The 13,257-nt window shown below is 37.7% G+C and carries 10 protein-coding genes and 1 other annotated feature; of the genes, 3 read left to right on the top strand and 7 right to left on the bottom strand.

What is annotated here, in order from left to right; genetic code table 11:
- Positions 1-80: 80 nt before the first annotated feature.
- Positions 81-2,183 carry an elongation factor G gene (locus HMPREF1135_RS01785; protein ID WP_007591336.1) on the bottom strand — a complete coding sequence of 701 codons (2,103 nt, stop codon included), beginning with the start codon at positions 2,181-2,183 and terminating at the stop codon, positions 81-83.
- 304 nt (positions 2,184-2,487) lie between these two features.
- Here HMPREF1135_RS01785 and HMPREF1135_RS01780 point away from each other — a divergent pair, with 304 nt between their 5' ends.
- On the top strand, positions 2,488-3,579 hold the full coding sequence (locus tag HMPREF1135_RS01780; RefSeq protein WP_007591335.1) for a prephenate dehydrogenase: 1,092 nt from the start codon (positions 2,488-2,490) through the stop codon (positions 3,577-3,579).
- A 10-nt stretch (positions 3,580-3,589) separates the two neighbouring features.
- Complete coding sequence (gene aroA, locus HMPREF1135_RS01775; protein WP_007591334.1) at positions 3,590-4,840, top strand: 3-phosphoshikimate 1-carboxyvinyltransferase; 1,251 nt, start codon at positions 3,590-3,592, stop codon at positions 4,838-4,840.
- Positions 4,841-4,893: 53 nt separating this feature from the next.
- Here the strand turns inward: aroA and HMPREF1135_RS01770 are convergent, their stop codons facing one another.
- Positions 4,894-5,700 (bottom strand): CAP domain-containing protein, encoded by an 807-nt coding sequence (locus HMPREF1135_RS01770; protein WP_007591333.1) that lies wholly within the window; start codon positions 5,698-5,700, stop codon positions 4,894-4,896.
- Positions 5,701-5,921: 221 nt separating this feature from the next.
- On the opposite strand from HMPREF1135_RS01770, the gene HMPREF1135_RS01765 reads away from it, so the two are divergent.
- Positions 5,922-6,404 (top strand): RNHCP domain-containing protein, encoded by a 483-nt coding sequence (locus HMPREF1135_RS01765; protein ID WP_007591332.1) that lies wholly within the window; start codon positions 5,922-5,924, stop codon positions 6,402-6,404.
- Between the two features lie 51 nt (positions 6,405-6,455).
- Here HMPREF1135_RS01765 and thrS read toward each other — a convergent pair whose 3' ends face one another.
- The 5 genes from thrS to HMPREF1135_RS01740 form a co-directional block, all read right to left on the bottom strand.
- Positions 6,456-8,411, bottom strand: a complete 1,956-nt coding sequence (gene thrS / locus HMPREF1135_RS01760; protein WP_007591330.1) for a threonine--tRNA ligase — start codon at positions 8,409-8,411, stop codon at positions 6,456-6,458.
- Between the two features lie 42 nt (positions 8,412-8,453).
- Positions 8,454-8,646 (bottom strand) — a binding site (T-box leader).
- A gap of 52 nt (positions 8,647-8,698) precedes the next feature.
- Complete coding sequence (locus HMPREF1135_RS01755) at positions 8,699-9,916, bottom strand: FAD-dependent oxidoreductase (protein ID WP_007591327.1); 1,218 nt, start codon at positions 9,914-9,916, stop codon at positions 8,699-8,701.
- A 156-nt stretch (positions 9,917-10,072) separates the two neighbouring features.
- Entirely contained in the window at positions 10,073-10,438 is a 366-nt protein-coding gene (locus HMPREF1135_RS01750; RefSeq protein WP_007591325.1) for a metal-dependent transcriptional regulator, read from the bottom strand.
- 152 nt (positions 10,439-10,590) lie between these two features.
- Complete coding sequence (locus tag HMPREF1135_RS01745; protein ID WP_051007193.1) at positions 10,591-12,627, bottom strand: heavy metal translocating P-type ATPase; 2,037 nt, start codon at positions 12,625-12,627, stop codon at positions 10,591-10,593.
- A 134-nt stretch (positions 12,628-12,761) separates the two neighbouring features.
- Positions 12,762-13,028, bottom strand: a complete 267-nt coding sequence (locus HMPREF1135_RS01740) for a DUF6110 family protein (protein ID WP_007591321.1) — start codon at positions 13,026-13,028, stop codon at positions 12,762-12,764.
- Between the last annotated feature and the right edge of the window lie 229 nt (positions 13,029-13,257).

The raw sequence follows: 13,257 nt of genomic DNA, 5'->3' as shown, positions 1-13,257 counted from the left end.
ATTTTCAAGCACTTTATTCAATATGTAAATTTATAGTAAGATTTCTTACGAATAAACACATTTTCTTATAAATATATCTATTATTCCGTATCATTTTCAAGTTTAGAAGCTCTTGCCTCAACTTCCTTCTTCTGGATATCTCCCGGTGTCTGCTCATATCTTGCAAATTCATAGCTGAATACACCCATACCTCCGGTCATTGAACGAAGTTCTGTATTGTATCCGAAAAGCTCCAACATAGGAACATCTGCTCTTATAAGCTGTTTTCCGTGATTTATTGACTCCATACCGAGCACTCTACCACGTCTCTTATTGAGATCTCCCATAACATCACCTGTGAATTTATCCGGAACTATTACACTTACTGTATAAATAGGCTCCAAAAGTACAGGTGCGGCCTTCATAAATCCGTCCTTGAATGCGATTGTGGCAGCCATCTTAAATGCCATTTCAGAAGAATCAACAGGGTGATATGAACCGTCCAAAAGCACAGCCTTTACACCTACTACAGGATATGCGGCCAAAGGTCCCTTAATACAGCACTCAGCCACTCCCTTTTCAACTGCAGGGAAATAGTTCTTAGGTACCGAACCTCCGAATACGGTCTCCTCAAATACATATGGCTTCTCAAGATCTCCTGAAGGTTCAAAGCTCATCTTTACATCACCGAACTGTCCGTGTCCGCCTGATTGCTTCTTATATCTTCCTGCAGCCTCAACCTTTTGTCTGATCGTCTCTTTGAAAGCCACCTTAGGTCTTGAAAGTTCTATCTTTACTTTATATCTATCTAAAAGTTTGCTAACTACGATTTCAAGTTGTTGATCACCTATACCGTAAAGAAGAGTCTGTCTGTTTAAAGTATCGTTCATATGCTTTAATGTCAAATCTTCTTCCATAAGTTTTGACAGACCTGATGAGAGTTTATCCTCTTCGCCCTTGTTTACGATCTTATATCTCATACATGTATATGGTGATGAGATCTTTGGTCCGTGATAAAGGATAGGTGCATTCTTTAATGCAATAGTATCACCTGTAGTTGTTACACTAAGCTTAGCCATAGCGCCGATATCACCGGCAACAAGCTCAGGTACTTCTATAGCGTTCTTTCCTCTCAGTACATATATCTTTCCGGATTTCTCCTCTGTTTCCTTACCTACATTGTAGATTGCAGTGTCAGGCTTTAGTGTACCTGTACAAACCTTGACCAAAGAGTATTTTCCTATGAAAGGATCCACGATTGTCTTAAATACTCTTGCAGATAATGAAACCTCTTTATTATATTTTGCTGTGAAATGCTCACCGTTACTTACATCCACTCCCACACACTCTTTATAATCAGGTGACGGGAAATACTTTTCAATCGCCATCATAAGTGCCTTAAATCCCTGTGCGTCCACTCCTGAACCCATCATTACAGGCACGATATCTCCGTTGCAAATATTTTCTTTGAGTGCTGTTGAGATTTCATCATCACTGAATTCCTCACCTGAAAGATATCTTTCCATGTATTCTTCGCTTGTCTCGGCAACGGCCTCCATCAAGGCCTCTCTTGCAATCTTTAGGTTGGCTTCAACATAATCAGGTATCTCACACTCTACATAATCTGAAAGGTTTGTAAATCTTCTGCCCTTCATCTTTACGACATTTACAAATCCCACGAACTTTTCATTTTCTCTGATTGGAAGATGGAAAGGTGCCACTTTTCTTCCGAAGCGTGTTTCAAGCTTCAAAAGCAGTTCACGATAGCTTGCCTTGTCATCGTCCATATTTGTTACAAAGAATATTCTCGGTAAACCGTATTCTTCGCACAACTCCCATGCTTTTACTGTACCTACTTCAATTCCGGCCTTACAATTGACTACAATAATGGCAGCGTCTGCAGCTGATACGGCTTCTTCCACCTCGCCTACGAAGTCGAAATATCCCGGAGTATCCAAAAGATTTATCTTTACACTTCCGGTATCTCCTTCATATTCTACCGGAACCAAAGATGTACTGATGGAAAAACCTCTTTTAATTTCTTCTTTGTCATAGTCGCTGATGGTATTTCCGCTTGAAATACTTCCCATCTTTGAAATATTTCCTGCAACAAAGCTCATAGCCTCTGCCACTATAGTCTTACCCGAGCCTCCATGGCCAAGTAGTACGACGTTACGAATCTGTTTAGTTTCATAAACCTTCATAAGAGTATCCCTCCTTTTTAGTCAATAGACTTTTCTGATAAAGATATTTTACTAAACATACGATAAAATTTCAAGTTTTATATTCAATTTAGACAATGTAATTTACACTTTTATTATAGTTAAATCGTAATATATTTTTATAAAGTTTTTGTATAAATAGACTGTTTTAGTAAAGATAAATAGTCCGAATAAAGCCATATTACTATATCACTTTAAATTATTAAAGTAAAAGTAATTGACTAATGACTCCAAATGTACTAGACTTTTTATATTTAAAATTGACGCAATGTCGGGACGGAGGATTATGCAATATAATAATATAGCTTTTATAGGCTTTGGACTTATAGCGGGATCTATTGCCAAAGCAATAAGAAAATACAGACCCGAATCAATAATATATGCCTATACAAACAACCGTTCCGAGCTGTTAAAAGGTAAAAGCGACGGGATTATCGACATTATTCTTGAAGGTATAGACAGCACTCTTTCAGACTGTGATATAGTATTTTTATGTACTCCGGTAGAGTTCAATGATAAATATCTCAAAGATATAAAGCCTTATATAAGAAAGGATGCAATCATAACGGATGTGGGGTCCACAAAGTCCTCAATTCACAGTCTTGCAAAAGAACTTGAACTTGAGGATGTCTTTATAGGCGGACATCCGATGGCAGGTTCTGAAAAAACAGGGTATGACGCTTCGGATGCACTCCTTTTGGAAAACGCTTATTATATGATTACTCCTTCCTCAAAAATAAATGCCGAAAAATTAAAAGTATTTTCAGGAATAATCGAATCAATAAAGGCTATTCCCTTTGTAATAGATTATCAAAAGCATGACAAAGTTGTTGCCACTATAAGCCATTTGCCTCATATTATTGCGGCTACACTTGTAAATCTGGTAAGTGAAAATGACTATGATGACGGAGTAATGAAAAGAGTTGCCGCAGGAGGATTTAAAGATATTACAAGGATAGCCTCGGCTTCTCCAATTATGTGGGAACAGATATGTATGCTTAATTGTGAACCTATAAATATGATGCTTAGAAAATATATAGATACTTTAGAGGATGTATACTCACATTTGTCTTCCAAGTCAAGCACATATATCAACAATATGTTTGCAAAATCCGGTGAGTACAGAAATTCTCTTGATACAAACTCTCAGGGACTTATTATTTCAAAACATGATTTAAGCGTGCATATACAGGATAAACCGGGAGCAATTTCCGTTATCTCAGCCATATTGGCCGCAAATTCTATAAGTATTAAAAATATCGGTATCAATCACAACAGAGAAAAGGGCGAAGGTGCTTTAAATATTTCTTTCTATGATGCCGATTCCTGTGAAATGGCAGGCAAATTATTGAAGGAATATAATTATAAAATTATTTAACGGAGGAAATATGATAAAAGGTAGATTAAGGGTTCCCGGCGATAAATCAATATCTCACAGAGCTGTTATGTTCGGCGCCATATCAAAGGGTATTACAAATATAAAAGGTTTTTTAACAGGTGCCGACTGCATCTCAACAATATCAATTTTCAAAAAAATGGGTATTGATATAGAAATAAATAATACTGATGTTACAGTAAAGGGAAAGGGACTTTACGGCCTCAGTAAACCGGGAGAAATACTTGACTGCGGAAACAGCGGTACTACAACCAGACTTGTAAGCGGTATTTTATCCGCACAAAACTTCACTTCTGTCCTCACAGGTGACAAGTCTATACAAAAAAGGCCTATGAACAGAATTATAGTTCCTCTCACATTGATGGGCGCCAATATTAAAAGTAATAACGGTTTTGCACCTCTTACCATTACAGGAAGCTCGCTTCACGGTATTGAATATAACTCTCCCGTTGCCAGTGCGCAGGTAAAATCTGCAATACTTCTTGCAGGATTATATTCAGATTCTCCGACTACTGTGATTGAGCCTGCAAAATCAAGAGACCATACCGAATTGATGTTAAAAAAATTTGGTGCAAATTTAAATACGACAAAAACCTCCGCAACAATAAATCCATGTAAGGAACTTTTTGCAACCGGTATAGACGTTCCTTCCGATATATCATCAGCTGCTTTTTTTATGGCTGCCGCAGTTTTGGTCCCGGGTTCAGAACTTATACTTGAAAATGTAGGTATAAACCCTACAAGGGACGGCGTAATAAAAGTTTTAAAAGATATGGGTGCAAATATAGAAATAATCAATTCAAATGATGAGTTTGAGCCTGTTGCCGATATAAAAGTATCCTATTCAAAGCTTCATGCAACTACTATAGGAGGAGACATTATACCGACTCTTATAGATGAACTGCCTTTACTTGCCGCCATAGCTTCATTGGCTGAAGGTAAAACAATTATAAAGGATGCTGCAGAACTTAAGGTAAAAGAATCCAACAGAATAAAGGTAATGTGTGAGGAACTTTCAAAACTCGGTGTAAATGTAGTAGAAACCGAGGACGGTATGGAGATTGAGGGAACAAACAAACTTTTTGGAAATGTTACCATATCTACTCATGACGATCACAGAATCGCAATGACATTTGCTATTCTCGGACTCATTTCAGAAGGTGAAATAAAACTTGATAATAAAGCTTGTGTTGAAATATCATATCCTGAATTTTTTGACGATTTAAGAAAAGTAAATATTTGAAAAAAGCCGCCGTCAATATAATACTGTAAGTATATACCGATGGCGGCAAATTTTTATTTTTGATGTCCGAACAGCATTGCTACATAATAAAATCCGTTGCTGTAATAATATCCGACTCCAGCATATATTGTGGATGCCGGAACATTCTCTATAAATCCCTCACTTTGAAGCATAAGTTCATTATGCTTTGGAGAGTTCTTAAAAGATGTAATCTTTATATCTGTAGATGATGAATTGTCCATTGTCAATATCTCAGATACTCCGATATAATTATTCGTTATATTGTTCACGGTATAAAAAGCCTGTCCGTCAGGTCTGGTATGTTCAAATGACACCGCACTCTCCTTTGCTCTTTGCTGTGCCGCCGCCATAAGTTCACTACTTATCACCATCTCAGGCAATCCCTTGCTTTTTCTGTACTCGTTTAACTTAATGAAAAGCTCCGCTCTTTCACCTGTGTTCTCTCCTGTGATATGCATTGCCACATCAAGTCCCGCCTGTCCGGATTTTGTCATTACAATTCCGTTCTGTGTCCAGGCACCCTCTCCGTTTAAATCATATCCGTCAGGTGATTTGGTATTCCTTAGCATTGCACTTTGCGGAAAGGCGCTGTTTCTTCCGTCATTAAAGAAATAAGCTTTACCGTCCACCCACTGCCAGCCTGTCAAGGTATATCCCTTTGTATTGAAATAATACCAGTTTCCGTCGATATTTTTCCACTGCGATACGGGATATTTGTAATCATCCGTCAAATACCATGTCCCCTTTGAATCATGCTGCCAACTTCCTGCATACGAGAACATGGAAAGTCCCATACTCATTGACAAAGCCGCCGCCAAAACAACTAATCTCTTCTTCATTTTTTCTCCTACAACTCATCCGAAATCCATTAAAATATATAGTAATCAACACTGTAAAAATATATTTTACATATGTAAATTTCTTGGGTATAATACAAAAACAAGTATCTATATAACTTTTATACAATATAATTATATCAGACACATTAGGCAATTCAAAGTGCCTGTTTGATTAAACCAAATGAAGTATATTGTAAGAAATAGACAATGGAGAAGAAAATATGAGTCAAGATAAATTTGATTTGGAAGAGGCTCTAAAAAACCTTAACAGCGCCCCTTCCTCACAGAAGAAAGCCGGTACAGTCAAAAAGAAAAATGCCGTAAAGATAGAACCTGACTACAGATATGAAGCATGCAATGAATCTTTCCCCTGTGCCAATTGCGGAAAGATGATAAATCCTGAAGGTGCAGGCACACATCACAGAAACCATTGCCCCTACTGCCTGTCTTCCATTCATGTGGACAATGAACCCGGGGATAGGAAAAGTGATTGCAAAGGCATTATGGAGCCTATTTCCATCTGGGTTAAAGATAAGGGTGAATGGGCAATAGTTCACAGATGTAAAAAATGCGGTAAGCTTAACACAAACAGAAGCGCCGCGGACGACAATCCTGTACTTTTGATGTCGATTGCCGTAAAGCCTTTGGCCTCACCGCCTTTCCCGCTTCATTTACTGGAAAATGCACTTGATAAACAAAAATAAAGAGATGGCAAAGATTTTTTAAAGATCTTTGCCATCTTTTAAATTCACATTTTATTCAGTTACTTCTTCTTTTCTGATTTCCTTTGTTCTTATCTCTTTGCAGATCATATCGACGAAATCTGAAAGCTTTTTGCTTCCCTCATCTCCTGCAAATCTGCTTCTTACAGATACGCTTCCTTCAGCTTCTTCCTTCTCTCCTACTACAAGCATATATGGAAGTCTTGAAAGTCTTGCATCTCTTATCTTAAATCCTATCTTCTCAGTTCTTGTATCAACAGTAGCGTCAACACCGTTTTTCTTAAGTTCTTTCAAAACGGAGTTTGCATAGTCTGCATACTTGTCTGATATAGGAAGAATTCTTACCTGCTCAGGGCATAACCATGTAGGGAACTTTCCTGCATATTTTTCTATAAGCCATGCAAGTGTTCTCTCATAGCATCCAAGAGATGTTCTGTGTACAATATAAGGTCTTACCTTTGCACCGTTTTGATCGATATAATAAAGGTCGAAGTTTTCCGCAATAGCGGCATCAAGCTGAATTGTAATCATTGTATCCTCTTTGCCGTAAACATTCTTTGCCTGAATATCAATCTTAGGACCGTAGAATGCAGCCTCACCGTCAGCCTCTGTAAAAGGAAGTCCCTTTTCTACCAGTATATTTCTAAGTGCCGCCTGTGTACCTTCCCAATATGCCTCATCTCCAAGGTATTTTTCCTTATTATCCTTATCCCACTTTGAAAGTCTGAATGTTACATCATCTCTGAGACCCAGTGTTTCAAGTACATATATTGCAAGGTTAAGACAGCTTTGAAGCTCTTCTTCAGCCTGATCCGGTCTTATTACATTGTGGCCTTCGGAAATAGTAAACTGTCTTACTCTTGTAAGTCCGTGCATCTCTCCCGAATCTTCATTTCTGAAAAGTGTTGAAGTCTCACCCATACGATATGGAAGATCTCTGTATGACTTTTGAGTATTCTTGTATACATAATACTGGAACGGACATGTCATTGGTCTTAGTGCAAGAATCTCTCCGTCATGCTGAGGATCTCCCAAAATAAACATACCGTCCTGATAGTGATCCCAGTGTCCTGAAATCTTATAAAGATCCGACTTTGCCATAAGGGGAGTCTTTGTTCTTACATAGCCCCACTCATTATCCTCAAGATCCTCAATCCATCTTTGGAGTTTCTGAATCATCTTTGTACCCTTCGGTAACATAAGAGGAAGTCCCTGACCCACTACATCTACAGTTGTAAAGAGTTCCATTTCTCTTCCAAGCTTGTTATGATCTCTAAGCTTAATATCTTCAAGATGTTTTAAATGTGCCTCAAGCTCCTCTTTTGAATTATAGGCTGTACCGTATATTCTTTGAAGCTTTGCCTTGTTTGAATCACCTCTCCAATATGCCATTGATGATGATATAAGCTTAAAAGCCTTTATATCCTTTGTTCTTTGAAGATGAGGTCCTGCACAAAGATCTGTGAAATCTCCCTGCTTATAGAAAGATATCTTCTCACCCTCAGGCAAATCTTTTATAAGTTCTACCTTATATGGCTCTTGTCTTTCTTCCATAAACTTGATGGCTTCTTCTCTTGGAAGCTCAAATTTCTCTATATGAGCACCTTCTTTTATAACCTTCTTCATTTCGGCCTCAAGCTTGTCAAGATCTTCTCTTGAGAAAGGCTCATGGTCAAAATCATAGTAAAATCCTTCCGCAATGCTTGGTCCGATAGCAAGCTTGGCATCCGGGAAAACTCTTTTTACAGCTTCAGCAAGTACATGTGATGCTGAATGTCTTATAACGGAGAGTGCCTCCCTATCCTTTAATGTAATAAGATTGAGCTCACAATCACTATCAATTTCATCTCTTAAATCATGCATAACACCGTTTACTTCACCGGCAACAACATTTCTTGCCAAACCCTCACTGATGTCCTTGGCAATATCAATAATACTTTTTTTGCTCTCATATTCTTTTACTGAGCCGTCTTTTAATGTTATCTTCATATTTCCTCCATTTCCAATAAAAAAATCGCCCCTAAACTTTCGTTTAAGGGCGATTGACGCGGTTCCACCTTAATTCAGATATATAAATATATCCCTCATTTGATTATAACGTAATCAACGTGCTGTATTAAAGCCACTCCGAGACGGTCTTCACATATACTTCCATAAGTTGCTCTCAGCCTCCAACTCTCTCTGTAATTTCCACATATGCTACTTTTCTCTTCTTCGTTTATGCACAATATAATATTACTTGATTTTACCTTTGTCAAGGTCTCAGTTTATTTTATTTATAAATTTTCCAAATAATTGAGCATACCTTCTACAGCAACCTTTGCCTGAGCGACTGCATCAACTACTGTTTTTGAGCCGTGAACCACATCACCTGCCGCAAAAACACCTTCAACCGTTGTCATGCAGTTTTCATCAACTATCAAAAGCCCCTTATCCGATGCTCTAAGTCCGTCTGTTGTAAGAACAAGTTTATTCTTAGGTCCGTTACTTACAGATATGATTGTAGAATCTGCATCTACATAGTCGAGTTCTTTTTCATAGCCGATAACATTATCTTCTTCATCAAATATTGCAGTCTTAAATACAGGACCGTCATATGTAATGGCTTCAATAGCCTTACCGAATATAAACTCGGCTCCTTCATATTTGGCCGCCTCCACCTCTACGGAGTTTGCTGCAACTCTCTTGCTTCTGGCATAGAGCTTTACCGTTCTTGAACCTCTTCTAAGTGCCGTTCTTGCCACATCCATTGCGGCATTTCCCATTCCGATTATCGCAACGCTGTCTCCAAGCTTATGTCCGTCAGGATTTGCCAAGTAATCTACACTGAAATGTACATTCGGCATACTCTCACCTGCAATACCCAAAGTCTTTGCTCTCCACACTCCAGTACCTACAAATACAGCCTTGTAGCCGTCTCTGAAAAGATCCTTTATCTCCAAGGCTCCGCCTACTGCGGTATTGTTTCTTATCTTTATTCCCATTTTTTCCATCTTGTCATAGTATCTTTGCATTAAAGACTTCGGCAATCTGAAATCAGGAATACCGTACTGAAGCACTCCGCCTATTGTATTCTTTTCATCAAAAATAGTTACATCATAGCCTTCTTTTATCATCTTAATCGCTACAGTCATGCCTGCAGGACCGCCGCCTATGACTGCGACCATCACATTCTTTCTCGGCTTTTTTACAAATTCCATTCTGTCCAGATAAAAGTCCGATATAAACTTTTCTATATCACAAAACCTTACCGGATTATTTTTTCTGTTCATTATACAATTACCGAGGCATTGAGCTTCATGGTCACAAACTATTGAGCAAACCAAAGATAAAGGATTGTTATCAAAGAGAATTTCTCCGGCCTCCATTATCTTTCCTTCTTTAAAAAGTGATATAACCTGCGGTATTGATGTTGTTATAGGACAATGACTGCTGCAAAGCGGCTTTTTACATTGCAGACATTTATTGGCCTCATTTACTATATGTAATCCCATATTTTACCTCTTACTTCCAACTAACTTAATATAAATCGGGTTAAGTTTACAGTGTAAATAAATATTTTTCAATAAAGTATCTGATAAAATACATTTAGATATTTTTTTGACAAAAGCCCATAAATCCGTCACGGATCTATAGGCTTTTTCTTTAGACTATTTATTCTTAAAATATTCCTTAAAACATTCAAATGTCTCTTCACTGATATAGTGTTCTATTCTGCAGGCATCTTCTATCGCTGTTTCCTTGCTTACACCCATCTTTTGTAAAATTTCACCTAATGTGATATGTCTTTCAAGTGTAGATTCAGCAATCTCCAAGCCCTTTTCAGTCAATGTGATATGTCCTTCATTGTCAACTTCAACATAGCCGTTTTCTCTGAACTTTTTCATCTGCTCACTTATAGTCGGCTTTGAATATCCCATTTCTCTTGCAATGTCAACTGCCCTTACAACTCCCGTCTTTTTCTTTAAACTGAGTATTGTCTCCAGATACATCTCGGCAGCTTCCTGTATAACCATAATTACCTCCTTCTTTAATAAATTCCTGCTTACTGTTTATGCTGATATTATACCTAAAGATGTCGCAATTATCAAATGCTTGCGACTCTTTTGGTTATCTTTGTAAAAATCGGACATCAAAAGATGTCCGAATATATTAAATTTGGTTTTTATTAATTCTCCGGCAAAAGATTTGTCATACTTGAAAGTGATATACCTACAGTTGACAAATTGTGAAGCAGTGATGATGTTCCCGGAGCAAGTATTCCCAAAATGCCCAGACCTATTAATGAACCGTTAAATCCCATAATAAATCTGAAGTTTGAGCGAACTCTTCTTGTAAGCTTATTTGAAAGTTCTTTTAATCTTACAAGATCGTTTAAATCATCGGCAGATATACATACATCCGCTATCTCTCTGGCAATTGCGGCACCTTCACTTATGGCAATACCGCAGTCTGCAGCCGATAATGCAGGTGAATCGTTTATACCGTCACCGATCATTATTACGGTTCTTCCCTTTGCCTTTTCTTTTTCCACGTAGCTTGCCTTATCCTCAGGCAATACTTCAGCGTAGAATTTATCTACTCCTACCTCTTTTGCAATAGCTTCGGCCGTATGGATATTATCTCCTGTCATCATAACTGTCTTTTTGATTCCAAGAGCCTTTAATTTCTTTAAAACATCCTTTGCTTCGGCTCTTAGAGGATCTGCAATCTCAATAATGGCTGCAAGTCTTCCTGCAATAGCCATAAACAGATGCGAATATCTGTGGTCAAGCTCTGCAAGCTTCTTCTTTGCATCTTCACTAAGCTGTGCCTTCTCATCTTCAATTACAAAATGATAGCTTCCTATTACAACCTTGTCACCTTCTATTTTACTTGCAATACCGTGTGCAACTACATACTGCACCTCGGAATGCATCTCTTTATGACGAATCTTTCTGTCTTTAGCCTCTTTTACTACAGCATTTGCTATTGAGTGAGGATAATGCTCCTCAAGGCATGCGGCAATCTTTAAGAGCTGATTCTCATCATCTCCGTCAATGCCGATAATTCTTTGTACCTTAGGGCATGCATATGTAAGTGTACCTGTCTTATCAAATACTATAGTATCTGCATTGGCAATTGCCTCCATAAACTTTCCGCCCTTTACGGTAATCTTGTCATTTCCGGCCTCTCTCATTGCCGAAAGTACTGCAAGAGGCATAGAAAGCTTCAATGCACATGAGAAATCCACCATAAGAACAGACAATGCTCTTGTTACATTTCTTGTGAACAGATATGTAAGTCCTGTTGCAAGCAATGAATATGGTACAAGTCTGTCTGCAAGTCTGTTTGCCATATTTTCGGTATTTGATTTAAGCTTTTCGCTCTCCTCAATCATTGATACAATCTTATCGTATCTGCTCTGTCCTGTAGTTGCGGCCACCTTTAAGAGACATTCTCCCTCTTCTACAACAGTTCCTGCATATACTCTTGATCCGGCTCTCTTTTCTACCGGTACGGATTCACCTGTAAGAGATGCCTGATTTAACATAGCCTCTCCACTTACCATCTCTCCGTCAACAGGCACTATATTTCCTGTATGAACTCTGATGGTATCACCTGATTGAATCTGTGAAATAGGAACGGAAACTTCACCGTCATCTGTTACAAGCCATACCTTATCTACATTTAATGACATACTTCTTGCAAGATCGTCTACAGACTTCTTATGTGTCCAATCTTCAAGCTCATTACCTACACCAAGCAAAAGCATAAGTGATCCGGCTGTTGAGAAATTGCCCTGTGCAATAGATATTCCTATAGACAATGCATCAAGCAAATCAACCTCAAATTTTAACTTAAACAAACATTTAAGGCCTTTATAAATATATGGAACAGCCTTAACAATTGTATAAATATTGTTGATGATGTTTGGGAAGAACATTTTTCTCACGCCTGTGAACATGAGCATTCCCACCATCTTCTCCTGAAAATCTCTTGTTATCTGTCTGCCTGAAGTACTTGGCATACTCTCAAGCAAGGCTGTATTATTATAATCAAATTTCTTAAGTTTATTTATAACTGCGTCTCTTTTATTTTCCTTATAATAAATAGCGACATCGCAGGTTCTTTCATATACAACGGCTTTTCTGATAAATTCAAAGCCTTCCAAATAATATTGAAGCATATCAGCTTCTTTTACCGACATTCTTTTTTGAGCCATGCGCACACGCATTCTTCTTTTTGACTCGTGTAAAATTTTACAATTCACTTTTTATCCCTCTACATCTTTTTATAACTTAAGGAAGAGTCAGACTCTTCCTTATACTAAAAACTATATATTACTGATAAGAGAAATTACTCTTCGATGTTTCCTTCAGCTTCCTTTGCTGCACGCTCCTCGTTGATATCCTTAGCTTCTGCTAAAATATCACTTGCATTCTCCTGTACACATGAAACTGTATCCATTACACACTCCTTCATACGAAGTACTGCCGCTGTTCCCTGTGCATAAGCTTTCTTAGCATCCTTGCTTGAAAGCAACTTAATTCCTGCTGTACCGAAAAGTGTACCTGCTGCAAATAAACCGAACTTCTTCCATCCAAAACCATTAAGTAAAAACATATTAACCTCCTTAAGTTAGCGTCAACTAATTTTAACAATTATATTTTATAAAATTTATTACGGTAATAATATATCATAAACTTAAATCCTTGTAAATAGAAAATTTGCTCCAAAATAGGCCTTTTACTCGTGAATATTGTATTTTTTTTAATACTTTTTAGTTAGTTTTTACTAATAATCAGTAAATTCAGTAAGTAAGCTCTAACTTTTTCTTAAAAAAATCTTGCAT

The sequence above is a fragment of the Lachnoanaerobaculum sp. OBRC5-5 genome (assembly GCF_000296385.1).
Taxonomy (GTDB): Bacteria; Bacillota; Clostridia; order Lachnospirales; family Lachnospiraceae; genus Lachnoanaerobaculum.
This window is presented reverse-complemented; position numbering and strand designations above follow the sequence as displayed.

Bases quoted from the DNA above. Each gene is read 5' to 3' on its own strand.
- HMPREF1135_RS01785 (WP_007591336.1), bottom strand. From the start codon at position 2,183: ATGAAGGTTTATGAAACTAAACAGATTCGTAACGTCGTACTACTTGGC.
- HMPREF1135_RS01780 (WP_007591335.1), top strand. From the start codon at position 2,488: ATGCAATATAATAATATAGCTTTTATAGGCTTTGGACTTATAGCGGGA.
- aroA (WP_007591334.1), top strand. From the start codon at position 3,590: ATGATAAAAGGTAGATTAAGGGTTCCCGGCGATAAATCAATATCTCAC.
- HMPREF1135_RS01770 (WP_007591333.1), bottom strand. From the start codon at position 5,700: ATGAAGAAGAGATTAGTTGTTTTGGCGGCGGCTTTGTCAATGAGTATG.
- HMPREF1135_RS01765 (WP_007591332.1), top strand. From the start codon at position 5,922: ATGAGTCAAGATAAATTTGATTTGGAAGAGGCTCTAAAAAACCTTAAC.
- thrS (WP_007591330.1), bottom strand. From the start codon at position 8,411: ATGAAGATAACATTAAAAGACGGCTCAGTAAAAGAATATGAGAGCAAA.
- HMPREF1135_RS01755 (WP_007591327.1), bottom strand. From the start codon at position 9,916: ATGGGATTACATATAGTAAATGAGGCCAATAAATGTCTGCAATGTAAA.
- HMPREF1135_RS01750 (WP_007591325.1), bottom strand. From the start codon at position 10,438: ATGGTTATACAGGAAGCTGCCGAGATGTATCTGGAGACAATACTCAGT.
- HMPREF1135_RS01745 (WP_051007193.1), bottom strand. From the start codon at position 12,627: ATGGCTCAAAAAAGAATGTCGGTAAAAGAAGCTGATATGCTTCAATAT.
- HMPREF1135_RS01740 (WP_007591321.1), bottom strand. From the start codon at position 13,028: ATGTTTTTACTTAATGGTTTTGGATGGAAGAAGTTCGGTTTATTTGCA.